The 21890-nt window shown below is 61.5% G+C and carries 10 protein-coding genes; all 10 read right to left on the bottom strand.

What is annotated here, in order from left to right; translation table 11 throughout:
• Positions 1–124 precede the first annotated feature (124 nt).
• The 10 genes from DWU98_RS10995 to DWU98_RS10950 all read right to left on the bottom strand — a co-directional run bounded on the left by DWU98_RS10995 (position 125) and on the right by DWU98_RS10950 (position 21483).
• Positions 125–649, bottom strand: a complete 525-nt coding sequence (locus DWU98_RS10995) for a hypothetical protein (RefSeq protein WP_115495594.1) — start codon at positions 647–649, stop codon at positions 125–127.
• Between the two features lie 77 nt (positions 650–726).
• Positions 727–13035, bottom strand: coding sequence for a filamentous haemagglutinin family protein (locus tag DWU98_RS10990; RefSeq protein WP_115495593.1), 12309 nt, complete (start codon positions 13033–13035; stop codon positions 727–729).
• Positions 13036–13308: 273 nt separating this feature from the next.
• Positions 13309–13662 carry a hypothetical protein gene (locus tag DWU98_RS10985; RefSeq protein WP_115495592.1) on the bottom strand — a complete coding sequence of 118 codons (354 nt, stop codon included), beginning with the start codon at positions 13660–13662 and terminating at the stop codon, positions 13309–13311.
• A 24-nt stretch (positions 13663–13686) separates the two neighbouring features.
• Positions 13687–14307: an OmpH/Skp family outer membrane protein gene (locus tag DWU98_RS10980; protein ID WP_115495591.1), complete on the bottom strand. Its 621-nt coding sequence runs from the start codon at positions 14305–14307 to the stop codon at positions 13687–13689.
• A 127-nt stretch (positions 14308–14434) separates the two neighbouring features.
• Positions 14435–15055, bottom strand: a complete 621-nt coding sequence (locus DWU98_RS10975; RefSeq protein WP_115495590.1) for a hypothetical protein — start codon at positions 15053–15055, stop codon at positions 14435–14437.
• A gap of 11 nt (positions 15056–15066) precedes the next feature.
• A complete protein-coding gene (locus DWU98_RS10970) occupies positions 15067–16905 on the bottom strand; it encodes a putative porin (protein ID WP_158545037.1) in 1839 nt (612 codons plus the stop codon).
• A gap of 28 nt (positions 16906–16933) precedes the next feature.
• A complete protein-coding gene (locus tag DWU98_RS10965) occupies positions 16934–17605 on the bottom strand; it encodes an energy transducer TonB family protein (RefSeq protein WP_115495588.1) in 672 nt (223 codons plus the stop codon).
• Between the two features lie 10 nt (positions 17606–17615).
• Entirely contained in the window at positions 17616–18020 is a 405-nt protein-coding gene (locus DWU98_RS10960) for an ExbD/TolR family protein (protein WP_115495587.1), read from the bottom strand.
• Positions 18021–18032: 12 nt separating this feature from the next.
• Complete coding sequence (locus DWU98_RS10955; RefSeq protein WP_230474802.1) at positions 18033–19847, bottom strand: DUF2341 domain-containing protein; 1815 nt, start codon at positions 19845–19847, stop codon at positions 18033–18035.
• Between the two features lie 37 nt (positions 19848–19884).
• Complete coding sequence (locus DWU98_RS10950; RefSeq protein ID WP_115495586.1) at positions 19885–21483, bottom strand: ShlB/FhaC/HecB family hemolysin secretion/activation protein; 1599 nt, start codon at positions 21481–21483, stop codon at positions 19885–19887.
• Positions 21484–21890: the final 407 nt, after the last annotated feature.

Genomic DNA, 21890 nt, shown 5'->3' with positions numbered 1-21890 from the left:
GGAATCTACGTCTTCGTGCGCGATGGATTCTGGCCTGCGCCGGAATGACGCCGAGGAGAAGATGCAGCTTCGTGCTTTTGCGTCGCTTAGTTACAGCCCTGGTGGATTTCGCCTGATCGCTCGCTCATGACAGTTCTTCGCAGAACGAGTCGTCCGCCCTGCACGGTGAAACGGCATAGGGCAAACCATATTCGTGCAACATGGATTGCACTTCGCGGTCCAGGTCCGGCATGCGCCCGAGCGCAACGACTTCGCCCGCATGCAACTCCATCAGCACTGACCGAACGGCGCTGCGATGCCCTTCCTTGCACCATGCGTTCAAGATTTTCATCAGCTCGGCGAGCAATACGCCTTTGATTTTATTGGCTGAATCGCCGGTTTTCTTGAACTGCTTTTCGAGCGAGTAAATAAGCCGCCTGCTGAATGCGCGTTCGGCGACATCGAACAACGCCTGCAGTTGCTCGCGCGTGCAGCCCGTCAGCAGCGACTCGGCCATGGCGTAATGACGGAAGTTGGAAAGCTGGATCAATGTCTCGACAAGCGCACCCTGATTCACCGTGATTCGCCTCAATCCCTTGTTCTGGCCTTCATCGGAAAAAAAACCGGCCTGTCCCTGGGATGCATTCCGCAAGGAGGATGTTCGATTCATGTTGTAGATCTCAGGCCGGCGCCTGCCCTACCGGCCTTTGCTGTTTTCCAGTTCTGCGCTGGATATCGATTGAGTCGTTATTCGCTCAGTTGTCTGCGTTCGGCATCCGTCAGCGCGCGCTTGCGCGCTTCGCTGAGCGGTCCGGCGCCGAGTATTTGCACGGGGCTGTTCGGGTCGTAACCGCTGCCGTTGCCTTGGATGCTCGTGCTGCTGTCGCCGAAGCCGAGTACTTGCACGGAGATGATCGACGGCTGTTTGCCAAGTGCATCGTTCTGCTGCTGGTTGGCCATGTCTTGCGCCACCTTGCTCACCGCACCCGCTGCGGCAGCGGCGGTCGTGAGCGCACCGACGTTCACCGACTGTGCCACCGGCACGCCGATCTTCTGGCCTTGTACCTGGATATTGTCGGCATTGGCCACTTGTGCGGCGGCCACCACCAGGTTGCCGGACACGCGAATGCCGGCATCGCCCGCATCGACGGTGCCGCGCGGTGCGACCAGGTAGACGCTGCCGCGCGCCGCGCCGGGAATCGTTTGCAGCGTGGCAATGCCCGCGCCGCTCACTTCGCCGCGCGCGTCGACGATGCAATAGGCATCCGGTGTGCAGATATACGTCGGCGCCGGCAGTACGTCAGTGGTTTTCGCGCCCTGCCCGGCGTTGATGTCGCCGTTGGAACTCCAGATCACCATGTCGCCGCCCTGCTCGGTGAAAATGCGGCTTTGCGCGAGCAGCACGCTGCGATCGGTGAAGATGTCGATGCTGCCTTGCTCCAGCGTCAGAATGCCCATGCTGTTCGGCCCGGCAATGACATTGCCCTGGCCGTTGGTGATGACCTGCGGTGCGTCGACACTGCCGACCAGCGCCTGTCCGCCGGGCCCGAGGATGCTGATGTTGCCGCCCTGCTGGGTCTGGATGGTGGAACTGCGGATGTCCAGATCGCCCGTGTCGACCGTGTTCGCCTCGCCATTCACGCCACCCGCACCGCTGCCATTGTTCGTATAGCCCAGCGATGACGGGAACAGGCTTTCGATCGCGGCGTAACCGCGGGCGTACTGGTGGTAGTACGGGCTGGATGGGTCGTTGTAGTCGCTGTCCACTTGCGCAAGCAGCTTGAAGAATTCCTGCTGCGCGAACAGTTCCTGCGCATAGGACGGCAGTTGCTGGAACGCGCTTTGTGCTTGCTGGGGCGTCAGCACCACGGTTGTCTGATTTTGCTGGAATCCGGTGTCGATCGCCTGACCTTCCTGCCACTGCTGCATGAAGGTGACCAGGTCCGGCATCAGGCTGCCGAAGCCATCGACACCGTTGGGATTGCTCAGCGCATATTGCGAAAGGAAGGTGCTGGTGGTGATGCCTGGGGCGACACCGTACAGCACATCGATATTGGCGCCATCGTGCGGCAGATAAGGGTTGATCAGGTTACCAACGGTCTCGATACCCGTTTGCTGCGCGCCGCTGGACGTGCCGCCATAGTTCGCCAAGTCCTGCTCGTTGGTCAGCGGACCGATATTGCGGCCGGCTGAAATCAGCAGGTTGCCCACGCCGCCCAACAGGATCGATGGCGTCAACTGGTAGTCGTAACCGGCCGGCGTAAAGTTGGCCACGGTAAGCGGCGCGTATTGCGTATCGTAGATGTCGCCACCGGCCGCGATACGCGTGATATCCGAATCATGCACCTGCTGACCGATCAGTGACAGGTTGACGATATCGCCTCCCGCGTAAATCAGCGCGGGTTTGTCCGGTTCCAGAATCAACTGCTGGATCGAAATGCCATTGGGTGCATTCACGCCATCGACGATGTTTCCGGAGAGGGCGTAGATACGCACAGGATCGTTGTCGTTCGCATGCAGCGACGAGGGTTGGTGCACTACTGACGGTACGAAGCTGTTCGCCGGACTTATGCCGTTGTCCATGTAGCTGGTGATAAACAACTGCGCGTATTCACTGCTGTCCAGACCCCCGTAAGGTGAAAGCGGTGAAGGCAACAGCGCTTGGGATGCATCGATCAAGCCAAAACTTTTCCCAAACTGGCCGCCCTGATTTTCCAGCGAGTCGTTGAGCTGCGCAAAGGTCACCGAGTCTGCGGCAAGCACGGAAAGTTCGCCGGTGGCCGAGGGATACAAACCACCCGCGCTCAATATGTTGACGTTGCCATTGAGCGCGGCAAGATTGACGCTGGCCGGCAGGATGGCACCCGGAACGTAGCCGAACAGCTGCGCCGGCGCGCTCAAACTTCCCAGGCTGACGTCGCCGCTGCCGGCGGTAACGTTCAATGCGGAGGACGTGCTGTAACTCTGACCATCCATATGGCCCGACGGGGACAACGTGTATCCGTATCCATACGAGGGGTCGTAGACGCCACCGAGATTGACGCCGCCGCTGGCAGACACCTGCCATTGGGTGTCTTGCGCGCCCAGGATCGTCGCAACGGGTGTCGTGACCGGGTCGGTTGGGGACAGCGCACTGTTGAAGGTGAAATCCGAGCCAATCTGTCCGCCCGCCACCAGGCTGCCCTCGCCCTTGGCCACGAAATAGCTGCCGCTGAGAATATTTCCACCGGCCATCACTGCGAGATTGCCGCCACCTACGGTGGTGATCGACGTGCCGCCTGGATTCACATACCAGGTGGTCGGCAATGATACGGATAGATCGCTGATATTTCCCCCGGCAGTCACGGTGACGTTGCCGCCGACGCTCATCACCCCCTGATCGAAATTGGCGAAATTGATCGACGAACTCGAGCCGTTGACCGCGTTGCCCGTTTGCATCCACTGCGACCAGAGCTGACCGTCATACGTGCCGGCCACACCGGTGACACTGCCGCTGGTGTCGTACATCTGCTCGATACCAGTGATATTGCCCTTGGCGCTGAGCACGATATCGCCGGCGTTGTTCGGGTTGACCAGCCCCGTTACTAAGGCATCTGCCTCTTGGCCGGTTGCGCCAGCCGCGTTCGAACCGACAGCGGCGTTGGATACGGCCACCTGCGTTCCCGCCGCGGTACCCGCGGCCGGGGCGCCCGCGGTATAGACCGTCGCTGGCGCAGTCTGGTCCAGCCAGTCGATATCGCCAGAAGCAGCGATATCGATCGAACCAGTGCCGGTGCGTATCGTTGTAGGTAGCTCCAGCGTCTTGCCGTTGCCGCCCATAGCGGTGTACTGCACACTGAAATTGCCATCCAGCGTGACATTGCCGGTATCGGTGTTGGTCACCGAGAGCGGATCTACGGCCGTGAAATTCGCGCCGGCGACGAATCGATACGTCGTGCTCGAGCCGCCCAATAGCGTGGCTGAGGCGAGTGAAACCGGGTTGCCAAGGCTCGGCATATTGGAGGGAGAGTTGTCTGCCGTGCCTCCTGCCGCCTGCAACGGCGTTGCGTACGGCATGTATGGTGCATAGAACAGTTGCGAGCCACCGCTATAAACACTGCCCACTTCCGTAGATACGTAGGTGTAGTAGTTGGTGAAGCCGCTGAGGTAGGTCTGATAATCCGAAGAATAGTTGGTGTAATTGCTCGCCGCTTCCGAAGCCAATGGCTGCAAAAGCGGGGAGGGTGTTTCGGTATACGCATTGGTGTTGCTGAAGTTGGCAGTCAACCAATTGTAGTAGGCCGTGACGTAGCTGCTGTATTGCACATAGCTCCCTGGATTGGGAGCAACCCGTTGGGTGGGCGCGTAAGGTAGGTAGCTGGCGAGGTCTCCGTAATTGAACGCGAGCGACCAGTTGGTGCCTACTCCGATTTCATTGATGTAGCCCATGTAATTCTGATAGTAGGCTGCCGACTGGTTAGCCAAAGGCGCCTGGATGGCCTGGTAATACGGGTCCTGGATCTGGTCGAGATAAACGTAACCATTGACGGTGAAGTAACCGATGGAATCGGGACTGCCGAGATCCCATAGTTGATCGCCGCTATAGAACGCTCCGTTTTCCAGGTAGTTGAAGACGTTGTTGTAGGCAGCCAGCGCGTTGGCATAAAGCTGGCCCGCGCCTCCTGACACGACCGCGGCAGGCGCGGAAATCGTTGCGCCGTCATTTTGCTGGTAGAAGCCGTCCGTAATGCTGGCGTCGATAATGACGCTATGCAAAGCCGCGATGGTAAGGATCGGCGCCTCACCCGATGCAGACGCCGCGGTTGCGCCGTAACGATAAGCCAAATGAATGGCACCGCTGGCATCGGTGGTGCCCGCACCAAGATTCCAGTTGGTGAGTACCGAAATATCGCCGCCGTTGACGTTCGCTTCCGGATTGATCAGCTCAATGCCCGGTTGTATCTGCGCATTGGAGATGCCGGCGAAGCGACTGCCGAAGGTGTAACCGGGCTGCTCCACATAACTCATCAACGTACCGGCGCCTTGTGAAGGATCGCCGTTGACGTAACCGTAAAACGTCTGATGCGCCGCGTTGGCGGTCGTGGGCGTGAAATAGTCCTGGCTCAGATACTGTTGCAGCGTTGTCGCATCGGTCGGTGCGGGTAGCGCGTTGCCGGAGGCATCCGTCCAGGTACCAGGGACCATTTGTACCGAACCATCGGCGGCGTATTGATACCAGCCGTCCGGATCGATCAGTCCATCGAAGTGTTTGGTGAGATCGCTGGCATTATCTGCAGTACTCCACACCGCATACGGCTCGATGGTCACGCGGCTCGCGCCGATGATGGCAGGCGTACCGCTGAAAATGATCGGCACATCGCCATTGGCGAGCAACGGTGCGCGCAGGCTTACGATGCCACCGGCGCCGGGTGAGCCGCCGGACACATTGATCGATGCGTTCGGCCCAAACTGGATCACGCCTGCACTGCCCGGCTGCACATTTTCATAGCCGTATTGCGTGTTGAGGCTGCCGTCGCTGGTGCCAGTGGTGCCTATCTCGACGATACCGCCGCGCTGCTCAGGGACGCTGCTGATCGCCAACAAACGGCCGTTCAAGGTGACACCATTGCGGCCATAAAGCTCGATTTCGCCGGCGGCTGCACCCGATACATTGACGGTGCCATCGATCTCAACCACGCCGTTGGCGCCATTGACCGTGCCTGTGCCACCGTTGGCCGCCAGATAAACATCCTGCGCGTTCAGTGTCTGTCCCGCTGACAGCACCAGGTTGCCGGCGCCGCTGGAAATGGAGATGCCGCCGGTGGTTCCGGCGTTGGTGGTAAGTTGCCCAAGCTGATCCAGGTCGAGCGCGCCATCGCTGCTGAGCGTGAAGTAGCCGCCTTGATAACCGCTCGCTGCCTGCCCTTCGAAACGGCCATCGAGCGTGGCCTGGCCGGCTGCCTGGATGGTGAGGCCACCCGCGGTGCCGCCCAACGGTGCGCCGGCAAAATCCACTGTCGCGCCTTGTTGCACGACGACCGATCCCTGATCGGAAACCAGTTTGAGATTGCCGCCCGCTGCATACGTGGTGGTGTCGTAGAAGGTCTTGTTGACACCGGCGGTATTCAAACTCGCGCCGCTGGCGATGGTGAGATTGCCGCCAGTCGCTTCCAGGCTCAGATTACCGGCCGATGCGTCCACGGACGTAGCGACGGTGAGCGATCCGCCAGTAAGGCTCAATGCACCGCCGATTGCGTTGTTTTGCAACGGCGTGCCGGCTGCGCTGTTCACGTCGAAGACGCCGGTGGTCGTCAAGGTGGTGTTTGCGCCGCTTTGTGCCAGCCATACCGGCGTGTTCAAACTGACATTCGCTGCACCGAAATCGAGACTGCCGCTTCCTTCGCCGGCCATGCCTTGGCTTGCGGTCGCGCTGACGGTGCCAAAACCCTGCAGCGCGCTATGGCCGCTGGTGAAGTCCAGCTCGCCCGCGTTCAAACTGAGTTGTCCGCTGCCGGCAACCGGTGTGCTCGCGCCGGTGCCAAGGCTGTTGCCCAAACCAAGCGTGCCGGCCGTGATGCTGACCTGGCCGCCATCGCTGGCGAACGCATCGGCATTGAGGTTCAACGCTTGCGGCAAATCAATCGACACATTGCCAAGGAAATCGATCGTGCCACGGCTGTTCAGCGTCACCTGCTGCGCACCGCTCAGCAAATTGAGCGTGCCCGGCCCGATGATCAGGCCACCGGCGTTGGTGGTGGCGCCATCGCTGCCGACGAAGGTGATCTGATTGGCGTTGGCGAGAATGTCCTGCGCAGTGAATACGGCCGACGGGCTGACCGAAGTGGAACCGGTGGTATCCATGACCAGCGAATGGCCGCCTTGCACTGTCGCGCCAGCGTCGATGGTGAGGTCGCCGGCGGCAGCGCTCGATGTGACATCGTTGCGCGTGACATCCACCATGCCGTTCTGCGATACGCGCAACAATGCGCCATCGCCGCTCACGGCAGGCGCGCTCGATCCGCTGGAACTGGTGCTGGCGTCGCTGCCGAAGATCAACGGCGTGGTGTCGGATGAACCGCTTCCGCTGGCCAACAACGTGCTGCCCGATTGCAGCACGATGCCTTGCGCGCCCGTGTTGCCATCGGTCACCAACAGTATTTCCGGCCCTTGCAGTGGATGCGCGCTGTCGTTGGACAGCACCACGCTGTCGGCCACGCTTGTCACCTGGTAGCCATCGCTATCGAGTTGACGCGTACCGCCGAGCAGCAAGCTACCCGCATCGAACGAGGACAACGAATCGGCGGAGATCTGCAAATAGCCTGCCAGTGGCGTCGAATCCGGACTCGTCACCTGGATGTATTGAGCCGCAATATCCACCAACGAGCCACGACCGCCACTGGCCGGAGCGCCGAGCAAGCTCGCACTCAATTGCAACTGCTGCGTGGCGCTGAGTATCAGGTGCCCGGCGTCCATGGGCAGCGCTGGCGCGACTGTGCCGGCCTGGCTGGCCTGGTTGGCGAAATAGGTATTGGCGTTGCTGAATTGATATTGCGAATACTGCTGCCATACCGAGCTGGACTGCACCAGAAAGGTGGTCGTGCGCGCATTGTGCGCGCCATCCAACGCATTGCCGAAATAGCCGGTGACGCTCAGGGTGCCATCGGGCAGCACGGCGTTCTGGCCGAGCACGGCATCTTGCGAGCCGGTGTCCTGCACGACGCGATAAGCGCCCGGCAGCGTGGCGTACTTCGCCGGCAGCAGCACGTAATAACCGGCCGGCAAGCCCGGCATGCCGGACAGATACACCGACTGCCCCGCTGCCGGCCCCGTACCCGCGCCATTTTCCAGCGCCGCATCTTGTGCGGCCACCGGCGCCGCGTAGCCGGGAATGATCGCGTAGATCGCGCGTCCGTCGCTGTACTGCGGCACCTGTGTGCCGCTGGCGCTGGTCGCATAACTGGTTTCGTACTGGGACAGTACGTCGCGCGTGCCGCCAGTGCCGGGTACCCATTCGGATGCCTGCAAGTCGCCGCCACCGCTTATATCGATCGTAGCGCCGCTATCCAGCGAAACATTCGCGCCCGCGATGGTGATGTTCTTGCTCGGCGGCGCGCCCAACTGCGGCGTGGTGGCGTAGGGATCGCCGTTATAACTCCACTCCTCACCATCGACCGTGGAACCGAACGGCACCACTTCGCCATCCAGCGACACCGAGGTGATGCTGCCGCTACCCAGTTGCACGTTTTGCGTCTTGACCAGATAGCTGCTCGACGTGTTCAGCGCACTGGCGGTCGATGCCGTATCGCTCACGCCGATGATCAGCGTGCCGGACGGCGCACGCACGGTGCCGTCCTGGTCGATCGTATCGGCATCCAGCAACAGCGTGCCTCCCGCCGACAGCGGTGCCGTGCTGGCGCCGTTACCCAGGATGGTCAGCGTGGTCGACCACGCCTTGCCTTGCGGGTCGTCCAATCCCGACGGATTGGCAATGACCGCAAACGGGTAATTGCTCATCGGGTAGATCTGCGCGGCCTGCAGCGAGAGGTTGCCGGTGGTGAACAATGTGCCGGTGAAGGGTGTGGTGCTGCTGCTCGAATATTCGAGATTCGGTGGCGCATAGAAACGCAGATCACTGCTCGAGCTAAACGTGGCGTTCGCCCAACCCTCGAGGTTGATTTGATCACCAAGGTCGATAAAGCCGGCGTTGACCAGCAAGGTACCGTCGCCGGCTACGGGCTGCGGTGATTGTGCGCCAATGATTTCCACATACGGGGCGGTGATGTGCACCGTGCCGTTGCCCTGGATATACGTGTTGCTGGCATTGGACGGCAACGCGGTACTGCCGGCCGGCAACGCGATCAGGCTTTGCGCATAGATGGACAGGCTTTTCCCGAGCGATAGATCGATGTTGCCGGCAAAGCCCACGGGTATCGGGTAATACCCGAAAACGGTGGTCGTCGGGTCCGAGCCGAGGGCCAAGCTGGTAATACCCGAGCCATGCAAACGATCCAACGCAAAATGTAATACGCCCGAACCACCACCGGGCTCCACCATGCCACCTGGCTGCAAGCCGGCAGGTATCAGTGAGCCTGATTGCTGCAGGATGATGGCGGTGGCGACGGGATCTACAGAGAAGGTATTTGCAAATCCCTCGATGCGAAGGTTTCCTCCTTCGGCGCTAGCGCTACCTGCCGCCGCAAGCAGGTTGCCATCTGCGTAAAGACCCGCGGCCGCGGAAAACACAATGCTGCCGCCATTGCTCCAGACCGGTGTGGGCACATACGCCGCTTCCGTTCCCGACATGCCTGCGGCGGTGCTGGGAAGATCATAGACATCGGCGCTACCGGAGGCATTGATGAGGCTGCCCTGTGCCGTGAGCAGGTAGCCGGTGGACAACATATTGACGGTGCCGCCATTGAGCACCGTACCGGTATAAGGCGTAAACCGTGAGGACACACCCAGCCCCACCGCAGGACCCGGTGCGGCAGCGGCAAGCGGATCGATCAGCGAAACACCTGCCACATTCAAATTCGCGCCCGACCCCAGCCATACCTGCGAAATCGCCACGGGCGTGATATTGGAGTTCAACGCATTGGTCTTGACGTTGATCGTACCGCCGGGTGCGTCGATGGCTCCGTCCACGATCGTCGATTGCGTACCCGCCAGCGTGACCGTGGCGCCTGCATCGGCAGCAATGGTCGCGCCCGCGCCCAGGGTTACCGAGCCGGTGACGCCGGGATACTTGATGGGACCGTCGGAATAAACGCCAGGTGTCGCCAGCCAATCCAGATAAGAACCCGCGCTCAAAGAGAAACCCGCGCCACTGGACGTCTGCGACACGTAGCGCAGATAGGGAGCGAGCTGCCCTATGCCAATGTAGCTGCTGTCCGTTACCTGACTTATGCCGTAGATGTCCGTGCCGGTGGGCGCGGCAAGCAAAGCAGGTTCATTCGGCAGCAGATTGTCATTGCTGATGCGCAGCGTGGTGCCTGGCGCGATGTTGGCGTCCGTGATGGATGTCAATGCGTACGTGTCGAAACCTTGCCCCGCGAAGAAGGATGGCTGTAGATACAAGCCATTGCTCAAAGCAAGATTCGCTGGATTTCCTCCGATCTGGATATCCGCGGCTTGCAGCGCGAGTGTGCCGCCGCCGCTGAAACCGTATGCACGCAACGTACCACCCAGCTGGATCGATGCGGTCTCGATCGACTTGGGTGGCGGCGTCAATCCCGACGTGCCGCCGTAGAATTGATAATTGCCCGAGGCAGCATAAGTGACCAGACTGATATTGCCGCCGCTGCCGTCGGGAATACCGTTGGTCAACTGCAGCACGCCACTGCCATTGACGTACCCGCCGCTGGAAACGTCCAGCAAACTGCCTGGCTGCAGCAGGATGGATCCTGTCTGATCGGCTCCGCCGTTCGGCGGTTCCGTTTGATCGGTGATCAAGCTGATGCTGCCGCCGTTGATATACCGATCGCCGACATAATTGTCGGCAGGAAGACCTGTATCGTTGACCCACAATCCGCGCGCACTCAGCACCGCGTCATCGCCGACGATAATCGCGTTGGCAAGCTGGCTGGAACCGGGCTGCCCTGTCGACGTTAGCGTGATCGAGCCCGACGGCGCACTCAATTGACCCTGCACGTCGATGTGCGGCGCCGTCAACTGGATCGATCCGCCCGGAAGCACGCTCAGCACCGTGCCCGATGTCTCCTGAATATCGCTTGGATTGGTCACACTGAGCGAACTGAAACCACCCTGCTGCACCAGGTCCGCCGACAGTTGCGTACCGGCGCTGCCGCCTTCCGTATTCTGTACGGTTTGCCATGGCGTGGACGCCTGAAATTGCGGATCGATCTGCTCGATCGTCGGCACCGATTGCTGCAGCACACCGGCAGGAATGCTCAGCGTGCCGCCGCTTGGCTGCGTGCCGTTCGCAACCTGGTTGCGTCCTGGAAACGCCTTCGCCGTGACCTCGCCATCCAGTGCGAACGTACCTGCGCCAATCGTCAGCGTGCCGGCGTTGCCGCCCACCGCGAAACCGGTGTCCCAGCGCGTAGCCCCGGCCAACAGCGGATTGCTGTAGTTGGACGTAACGCCCCAGCGATTGTCGGCCACCTCGTAATCGCCGGCAAAACCGACGTAAACCTGATTGGGATCGGCGTCGGCGATGTTGTAGATCCGACCGTTCGCGGCAACCAGGTTGGGCGTGGTGATCCAGCCGGCCTGATACGCGATGTAACCACCATCAAGGTTGATCTGCGCGCCACTGCGCACGATCACCTGATTGCCGTTGAAGGTGATGCTGCCACCGTTCGTCATCATTTGCGTGATGTCGCGCGGAATGTCCTGCACGTAACCGGATACGTTCAAGATGGGGCTGCCCACCCAACTTAAACCATCCGCGGTCACGCCGCTTTGCGTGCTGTCCACCACCAGGTTTGGCTGCGTGTACAAAAAACTGTTGCGCAGCAGCGGCGAGTCGGCGAGCTCGTTCTGGCCGATGCGCGGAATCGTCACCAGCAGGGCCGACATCGGCAGTTCGACGTCGGCCAGGCCCGACACGTCGATGACCGCGCCGTTGTCGACATAGATACGCCCATAAGTCGGCCCGGCATTGACCGCCTCAGCCGCGATGACGTTGGCCAGCACATTCAATGTCGCATTGGGCGCCTCCACCAGCGAGCCCGCGTCGAAGGTGACCGTACCGCCGGTAAGGCTGACGCTGCCTGGCGTGAACGCCGCCGTAGCCGCCGCGGTGGAGGTGGTCGTCGTGCCATCTTTTTCCGGCAGCACGGTCGTCACCGAATTGGGGCCGAGCGTCAGCGTGCCATCACGTAGAAAATCGCCGGCACCCAGGCCTTCGTCGCTCGCATTCAGATCGATGCTGCCCGGATAGCTGATGCTGGTCGATGCCAGCGCCACGCCTTCCTGATCCACGTTGTAGCCGAGCATGCTCACCTGCCCGCGACGCGCTTGCACCAGGCCAGTGTTGGTGACGGTGCCACCGGGATACGACGTCGTCGCAGAGGACTGCTCGTCCAGAACGCTCAATGGTGCATTCTGCTTGCCCGCGGAAAGATCGGAAAACTGCACGCCCGCCGCGAGAATGGCCTCGCCGTCATCGGCAACGATGCTGCCCGCATTGGATACATTGGGCGCCGCCAGCAATATGAAACCTTGCGAACCGGACGTCATGGATGCGCCCTGCTGCACCACGACATTGTGGTTGGCGCCATCGGTAAACACGCCATCGACCAGGAATGGTGTCGCCTGCGTCGCACCGCCCTGGATGCCGCTGGTGAGGAACGTGCTGTTGCTTACGTTCACATCGCTGCTGAACAGATCCAGCGAACTGGCCAGCAGCGACTGCGTATTCACCTGGCTTCCTGCGCCAAACAAGATGCCGTTGTGATTGAGAATATAGACGGTGCCTTCGGCTTTGATCTGTCCAAAGATCTGGCTCGGCACGCCGCTGGGGTCGGTCACGCGATTGAGCACGATCCAGTTGTTCGCGCTGCCATTGGTCTGATTGCCACCGCTTTGGTTGAAATACAGCGTGGTGGTGCGACCGACGTTGAAGCTGCTCCAGGAGAGGATGGCTTTTTGCGCCGTCTGCGTAATCTGGACGGTGGTCTGTCCGTTGGACGTGGTTTGCGCGGGCGCGCTCGCGTTCTGCCATAACGATGCATTGCCCGCCACACCCGGCGCCACGACCAGACCGCCAGGCGCAAGACCATTGGGCACTGGCGATGTCTGTTGTTGAGCGGTCTGCTGTGCCGATTGCTGTGCGGCCACTTGCGCTGCAACCGCTTGCGCGGCGCGCGCCAGATTGGCCAGCGATTGCTGCACCTGTTGCTCTTGCAGCAGTTGCTGCGGCGTTTGACCGGTAATGCCGCTGAGCGCTGAGGTCGAGCTGCCAACCGCTGGCGTAGCGGGCCGATTCGACGCCTGTTGCGCCAACCATCCTTGACTGAGCGCCTGTGTCGTACCGGCATGCGCCGACATCCCCGCCATCGCAAGCACACAGGCAATGGCATAGGCCAGCGGATGCCTGGCCGTTACGGTACGCATGGAGCGGGAAGGTTTGCCTGAACCGACCGGTGTGATCACAAAGCTTTTCCCCTGAACGAATTTCGCTAGGCCTTCGGCTAAGTAGACCGCTGCGTGGATGACGGACTGAACCGTGTCATCAAAATTTCATGGGGGATGTCGCGGGGTTTTCACGCGAAGCAAAGGCTAGCGCGTTGGATAGGTGCCGATCCGTCAGGTGGGCGCTCGCCTCAGCGAAGCAACGTCTAAAATACCGATGGCCTAAAGGTCCAGCGCCGCCACATCGATAAGAGATTAGTGCACACCCAGCAAGGGCGGTGCCGCTGCCGGCGGCGGGCGCTGCGGGATCACCGACTTGCCAAGGCTGTTGCCCATTTGGTGACTGAACGCCGAGAAATTGAATTGCCCGACTTGCTGATTGCCGGGCGCGTGCGCCACGGCATCGAGCTGTATGGGGGATGGCGGCGTCGGTTGAATGGCCGACGCCAGGCGCTGATTCAGGCAGGCATAGGACAATGACCGCTGATCGTTGACGCTGACGTCGACGCAGGATGTTGCATCGCTTTGCACCGATGCAACCGCCTGCGCCGAGGCCTGTGCATGTGCCAGAGACACCATGCTCAGCAACACGACGACAGACGGTAGCATCACGCGCATGCGTTCACGCGCGGATTACCTGGACGTGCCGTTCGGTGCGCCGCTGCTGGCCGGAAGCTGCTCGAGGTTGAACGAAATGGTCGTGACCTTCGCGTCCAGACCCTGAATCACCAGTGGCGTCAGGTCATTGGTCATGTTGCCGCCTAGCACCATGTTGCGATCCAGCAAGACACCGCAGCCCTTGTTGCGATACGCATCGGAGATCACCGGCTGCGCGTACTGGGCGATTTGGTTAAAGGCCTTTTCGCGCGTGGCTTCCAGTTCCCGCCCACGCAAGGTCTGGTCTGCCTGCACTTTCTGCACGCGCTCCGAGAGCGCCTGCTCGCGCGATTGACGTTGATCGGCCGTCAGCGACGACGCCTGCGACCGGTAGCTCTGCACATCGGCATCGAGCGGCTTGCGCTCCGCATCGATGTCACTTTGTGCCTGCGCAGCCAGCTGTTTCAGGCGATCCGTGGCGGCCTTGCCGACCTTGGCATTGGCGAAGATGGCCTCGCGCGACAGGAAGCAGACGCCGGATACGACAGGGCCGCTCATCGGCGGACCATTGTTGCTGGACTGGGCAAACGCTGCAGGACCCGGCGCACCCGCCAGGGTGATGGCTGCAAGCGTTATCAGCGGTCGATTCATTCGCATGAGTTTGGATCTCTGGATTCAGTAAGTTGGGATGAACGCATGCGAGCCTCCGGCATCGATGCGTGGCAGGCCGACGCCGGCGCACCAAACCGCACCCTACGCCAAATTGAACGCCGATGCACGGGATTCAGGGCTTTTTGGCGGGCATATGAGGGTCGTAACGGCTCTGGTAAAGCCGGTCGCCATACGCCTGGGCCGCATTATCCAGCTTTACCCGCTCGGTGGACGCAAACGGCTCGCGGCTGGCCACGACGCGGCCGATGCTCATGTGACTGTACGCATCCAGAATCTCGTTGCCGATGCTGTAGAGCTGCTGGTTCCTGGCCGTGCAGGTGGCGACCTGTGCCTGCACCTGATTCAGTTGCGCGGTCAGATCGTCACTGTGCTGTTGCTGCGCATGTTCTTTCGCAGTGGCGTCGGCCACGGTCTTTTGCAGGCTCTGCATCTGTGCCTGGGCCTGCTCGCGCGTTGCCCGTTCGGAGGCCAGCTCGGCGGTGGCCTGCGATGCACTGGAGCGGTCTTTGCCGAGCGCCGCTTTGGCGGCATCGGCCTCTTTCACGGCCGCGTCGCGTTCCTGTTCCAGCGTGGCCTTCTCCGTTTGCCATTGCGCCTGCTGGCCTTGCAAATCCTGCAACTGGCTGCGGGTGTCGGCAAGCTGGGAGCGCAATTGGTCTTCCAAGCTCTGCGCTTGCGCATGGGTGCTTAGCGCGATGCAGAGGAACCCGGCGATTATCGCTGCGCGTTTCATCGGTTGCGGCCTCAAAATTTGGTGCTGATTTCGAACTGCACCACGTCGATGGTGAACGGTGGTCCGTACACCTGCTTGGCGCCGTAGTAACGCGCCGACAGCCACGTGCGCGGTGCGATGCCGTAATCGGCGGTAAGGATGAAGCCCTTGGCATTGGTGCCGCCGAGGTGGAAGTTCTGGTCGGTCAGGCCATCGAGCATCGCATCGGGCTGCAGGTACTTGTAGCCGAGCGCGATGTTCCATTCGTTCAAGGCCATCGGTTGCGGCGTGCCGAGGATGCCGCGCACCAGCCAGCCCACCGGGCCACTCTTGTACGGGCCGTTGGTGCCGGCCGTGGTGCCGGACTGGTAGTTGTTCACTGGCTGGCCCAGGCCATCCGGATAGCGGTCGAAGGCGGCTTGCTCGTGATAGGCCATGTTGCGTTCGTATTCGGCCTGTAGTTCCATCGGCGTTTCGCCGATTTTGAAATCGACCTTATTGACCAGATCGGCGATGTGATAGTTGTAGGACAGCCCCACGAATTGCGGCTGCGCGTAGTTATCGGGCGAGGACGGATCCGGAACGATGTCGCGCAGCAGAAACACCGTGTTGCCCTTTTGCATGTAGTCAGGCGCGGTGCTGTCGGTGCTGCAATAGTCGATGCCCGTATAGATGGCGCATGGCGCGGAAAGCTGGCCCTGCATGTGGTCGAAGTAGTAATACGCCAGCGCCACCTTCCATGTCGCGTCGTTCGCGAATTGCCATTTGAAGCCCAGCTGGGCCGCCCACAACCACTTGTCTCCGTTGTTGGCTTTGTCGTCGCCGAATGCCTGCTCTGGCGCATCGGTGCTGGTGTATTGAATCGGGAATCCACCCGCCGTGGCGAACGCGCCCAGGTCGTCGCTGAAAGGCAGTTCGCCATGTGTGGCGACACCGTCGAAATTCAGTTCGGTGGAGTAGATCAGGTCGGTGACCATGAACGGCGGCGGCATGCGGCCGGCCGTAATCGAATACGACGACGCCGGCTGCCAGCGTACCCATGCCTGATCCAGCCAGATGTCTTTCTTGATCAGGCCGCCGCCCAGGGTTTGCGTCGTGGACACGGGATTGTTGTCGCCGCCCGAACCGATGCGCACGCCCGCGGCAACGGTGTCGCCCAGTTTTACGTTCATGCCGATGTGCGCCTGCAAGCGCACCATATTCAAGCGATTTTGCGTGGAATCGAAAATCGGCGGCGTGACGCCCTGGGTCAGGCTGTTGATGTCGTACGGACCGGTGCGGTTGAGCGTGCCGTAATCGATGAAGTAGGGCGAGTTGTTGTGGCTGTAGTACCAGGATTCATCGCGCACGTGCACATCGCCAAACCAACTGATGCGGTCGAGCCAGTCCGGCAAGGCATTGGGCTCGGCCCAGTGCTCGGACTTCGCTTGTGCGATCACCTCTTGTTTGACCTGATCGCGGATTTGATCGCGCACGTTCTGCGGCACGTAAACCGCGCGCACGTCGCCCGGCTGCGCGCCGTCCGCGGGGGCCGCGGCTGGCGCGGCGGCTTGGCGTGCTTGCATGGCTTCATCGTCGGCTTGCTTGAGCAGGCCATCGGCTTCGCCTTGCGTGATCAGCCCTTTCTTGACCATCAGGCGGATCAGGTTGATGGTGGCATTGGTGGACGGTGACGCGGCGGAAGTGCCTGCGTCTTGTGCGTATGCACCAGCGCCCTGTGCACCCAGCAACACGCCGATAGCGATGCACAGCATGGTCCTGCGCGCACGCGACAGCGATAGCGCTTGCCTCACCTGTCGGCTGGCGCCTGATCCTGCCCACTCCTGCGCGCAGGAGTGGGAACCCAGCGCTGCGGCGATTCGCGACTTCATCACGTTCTCCATAAATGTCCTTGAAACCTCAACCGGGTCGATAGCCACGCATGGCCACACGCACCGGCATGCTCAAATTCGCCGGCGGCGGCGTATCGATGCGCGCGCCGCGCAGCACCTCGAGCAATGCGCGGTCGGTGCTTTGCGTGCCGCTTGGCTTGATCAATTCCACACGCGTGATGCCGCCATCGGGCGACAGCCACAGATTCACGCGCACGTCGAAGACGAGGCGACGCGTGCGATCGTCGCGCTGGATGGCTTCTTGCAACGCATAACTCAGGTATTGCTCGTAAGACGATCCGCCCACGCCGGTGCCGCCGCTCGCCAGCATGCCGCCGCCTTCACCGGCGCCGATGTTGAACGCATCGTTGCCGGCCTGGGCCGGGCCATTGATCGTGATTTGCTTGGCGAGGTCCGGTGCCTTGGGCGCCTGTACCGGTTTGAGCGGCTCGGCCGGCTTGGGAATGTCCTGCTTGGCTTCCTCCACTTTCTTGGGCTCCGGCGGCTTTTCCTTCGGCGGTGGCGGTGGTGGCGGCAGCGGCGTAATCGTGGCGATGCGCGGCGCGGCGCGGCGCACGCCTACTTCGTGGCCGGCCATCATCCACATCAGCCATGCCGCCGCGAGCAGCAGCGCGAGGGCGGCGATGCGCCCGCGCCATCGCTGCCATCGTGTCCGCTCTGGATAACCGGGCTCGAACATGGCGCGCCCGTCAGCCTGGCTGCTTGCCGGTAACGAGACCGACTTGCGTGAGCTCGAGACGGCGCAGCAGGTCGAGCACGTCGACGACCTTCTGATACTGCACGTTGGAGTCGCCCTTCACGATGACCGGAAAGTCGGGCGTGAGCGCCTTCTGCTCGCGCAGGCGCTGTTCCAGTTCGCTCATGCTGACGGGAAAGGCATCGAGAAAAACCTGGCCCGTATCCGACACGGTGATCGCCTTGGTCTGTGGCTTGGCCAGGCTTACCGACGCGCTGGCTTTGGGCAGGTTCACCTTGATGCCCTGCACGGCCGCGGTGGTCATGATGATGAAGATCACCAGCAGCACATAGGCGAGATCCAACATCGGCGTGATGTTGATGTCGTCGTAGGGTTTGTCTTCGTCCTGCACTTGCATGGCGCGCGCTCCTCAGCTTTCCACCGTGGAGAGATCGGCGGCACGATGCAGCTCGGCCAGGCGCGTGACGAATTCATCGACGAACACCTGCATGTTCGCGGTGACCGCCTTGTTGCGTGTCAACAGGTAGTTGTAGCCAAACAGCGCCGGAATCGCGACGAACAAACCGGCCACCGTGGCGAGCAATGCCGCGGAAATGCCGGGCGCGATGGCATTGATGTTCACGTCGCCCGCGGCGGCGATGGCGGCGAAGGTGATCATCACGCCCACCACCGTGCCGAGCAGTCCAAGGAAGGGTCCGCCGGAAATCGCGATGGTCAGCATCACCATCGAACGCGACAGCGCCTGGTTCTCGCGCACGAGGGTGGAATCCATCACGGCGCGGATCGCCTCGATCGACTCCGACGCAATCACCAGCCGGCCTTCGTCATCGCGACGGCGCCATACTTCCCTCGCCCCGGTTTCGTACAGGCGGTAGAGCGATGAGCCGGCCAGTTCGTTCTTCGCCGCCGGCGATACGTGGCTACCGGAAAGACCAAGCAGATTGCCGCCGAGTTCGCGATAGCGATGCAGGAAACGCTCGTTGGCGTTGGTCACGCGCGACACATAGCTGCCGCGCTGCCACATCACCACCCATGAGATGACGGCCATGATCAGCAACAGCCCGATCACCACCCATGCATCCGTGGTGACCGATTTGACGATGATGCCGAAGTAACCGAAGCCGAAGCCCGATTTCTTTTCATCTTCGCCATAGTTGATCAGCTTCGATTCCGCCCCTTGCGTGGCGGCGTCAGCCGCGATCGCCGCGGCGGGGCGCGCCGCGCGTGACAGGCGCAGCTCGTCGATCTGGCCAACGAACGCAGCGAACGGAACGGGCGCATTGCCCGTGCTGGCAACATCACCCCCCAGCGTGGCGCTGCCGCTCAGCGCAGGTAGCGCGCCAGCGAGATGGGCGTACGGCTGGCCATTCACATAAAGCACGATCTGCCCGTTGCCGGCGGTGACGGCCAGATGGGTCCATTGACCGGCTCGCAGCGGCGCGCCGGCGGTGCTGCGCTGAGGGCCGCCGCCGCCATCCACTTCCACGAACGGCGCACCGCCGTCAATGCCGATCAGCAATGCACGGTTGTCCTGACGGTGGCCGTAGATCAGCGTGGCGGTGGTCGGCAGGGCATCCAGCTTGATCCATGCGCTGAAGGTGAAGCTGGCCCCATCCTTGAGGTCGAGCGAGGAACTGGCCGGCAACGTCACGATGGTGGAACCGTCGAAGCGTCCCGCGTTGCCGGCAATGCCATCGTCCACTGTGCGCAACGCGCCGCTTACTGCGTTGTTACCGTAGGCGGTGGCGTCTTTCGGTGGCTGCCCGCTTTGCTCGTCGAAGTGATAGACCAGCGAGTAATCCGCATCGAAAGTGGCCGCACCACTGCTCTGCCCAGGCGCCTTGCTGTTGCCGTAGTACATCCAGATGGTTTGCTGGCTGTTCGGCGGTAGGTCCGACACATCGAGCCAGATCTGCGCCACGCCCATCACCGGATCGAAGTTTTCGATCTGGTAATTGAGCGTGGTTTTGCCGTCGCTGCCGACGAAGCGCAGGTCGGCGCCGTCTTTGGCGACACCATCGAACTGGAAATTGCCAGGGTGCAGTCGGATCAGGAGCGGGATGCGTCCGGTCGACTGAGCGACGTTGCCACCCTTCGGGGTGGTATCCAGTGTGATGGGTTTGCGGTACGACCAGTCGTCGTTCCACCACGAAGCTTCGCTGGCCATCACCGATCGCGGCAACAGCAGCAGGCACAGCGTGCATAGAAGAATGAAGTACCGCATTGTCGTTGAACCCCTATCGGATCATGCAAAGTGGTGGTTACAAACCTGCTTTCACGCTGAAAAGCAGGTGTCCGTCATGCGCCCTGGTCTGCACGCCATTGCGCAACGGATAGGCGTATTCGATATCGCCGTTGAGGTTATGGAACACGACGAACTGCGTGCCGATGCCCGTACTGAGCAAGCTGAACCGCCCGCGCTGTTCGGGCAGTGGATCGACCAGCATCAGGCGCGCACCGTCGACGAACACGTGGAAGCGCCAGTCGTCGGCGAACGATCCCAGCCATGCGTGGATCGAGGGCGTGCGCAGCTCGACCGAGGCGATGGCGCCGTTGTCCGCCGTGTCTTCCGCGGACAGGTAACCGCGCACGCTGCTCATGCCGCCGGCGGCAAATTGTTCGCTGGAAATCAGCGGCGAATCGGTAGCCTGCGCACTGGCGCGCGTGGCGAGCGCGAAATCGTCGGCGAAGCTGCGCACATAACCGAAGTCCAGATGCAGATCGGCAAAGTTGTCGCGCGCGTTGTAGCGCTGGTTGTCGAAGGCCTGATTGCTGCTGCCCAGTCCACGCCAGCCGAAGTTGCCGGTGAGCGTGAAGTTGGTGGTGGATTTATCACCGGTGTGCTGGCCGCTATAGGCCGCCGACACCGGGTAATACGTGAGCGGCGCATCCAGTGTCTGACCGCCCAGCGTGATGTTCTGGTCGAAGTGCTTGCGGCTGATGCCGAACGACACCGATTGCGTGTAGTCGCCATTGAGAACGGGCAGCTGCTTGCTCGCCTGCAGGCTGGCGGCATTGCCCTTGCCCAGCACCGTGGTACCACCCAGCGTGTTGGCGTTGCTGTTGGATTTGTACGCCGAACCGAGCAGGCTCCATTGCGCATTCAAGGGCGCCAGGTAGGACAGCGCATACACCGATGTGGCATGCGGATCCTGCGGCGCCACGATGTAGGTGGCCGAGAGGGTGTGCCCCAATTGCCAGAGGTTGTCGTCGCTGACCGAGGCGACGGTGCGCAGATCCGGCGTATAGGCGCTATGGTCGTTGTTGACCTCCACGCTGGCGTGCAAGGGATCGGTATCGTTAACCTTGAGCGTGACGTCCATCGTCTGCGGCATGCTGCCTGGACTGAGCACCGGCACGACTTGCTGCCCCGGCTGGCGATTGAGATTGGTGAGCTCTTTTTGCACTTCATTGAAATTGGGTACGGTGCCTTGCGCGAGCGACGGCACCGCATCGCGAATTTCCTGTGGCGAGTGGTATTTCGCGCCTTCCACACGCAGGCGACCGACGCTGTTCTCCATCACCTGCAGCACGATCACGCCGTTCTTCACCTGCTGCGGCGGGATTTCGATGACGACCGATTGATAGCCCTTGGACTGATAGAACTTTTGCAGCGCATCGCGTGCGGCATGCACGTCGTTCATGCTGCGCCCGGGTCCCAGGTACGGTTCCACCACGTTTTCGATGTCGACCGACTGCAGCAGCGTATTGCCGCGCACGAGGTATTCGTTGACCTGAAAAGTGGCCGGCGCAGACGAGGCCTGCGATTGCGTCTGCGCTGCGAGGGGCCACGCGAGCGCCATGCCGAGCAGCGTCGCCAGCGTACGCGCTGGAATGCTCCGTCCATGCCGCATGCTCATTCGCCGCCTCGTGCTTGCGTCGACCGATCGGCCACCGGCTGCAGTCGATCCATTTCCTCTCGACGCCGCGACGCTAACGCCTCACCGATAACCGAATCACGACAGCCGCATGTCCGCCGCGCAACACAACGCGAGCGTGCGCGCCGACCGCTCCTTCCCCTGCCACGTCCGTGTGGCGCGCGCTGTCCTTGCCGACTGTGTCTGGATCTATTGATCACGCCATGCGCATCCGGTTGCGACGGCTTTTTGGCCGTCCATTTGCACGAGTCAAGACATCCCCGCACGCGAACGCCAAGCGTTGCGCGTGACAACGAAAAATCCGTATGGGGCGTCCCTGCCCGTCCACGACATCCCTGCCCGGATAGACCGACTGCTCACTTGGGGACTGAACCATGTCACGAAAATTT

The sequence above is a fragment of the Dyella monticola genome (assembly GCF_003363155.1).
GTDB classification, from domain to species: domain Bacteria; phylum Pseudomonadota; class Gammaproteobacteria; order Xanthomonadales; family Rhodanobacteraceae; genus Dyella_B; species Dyella_B monticola.
Note: the sequence above shows the minus strand (reverse complement) of the source record. Positions and strands in the feature narration are given on the sequence as shown.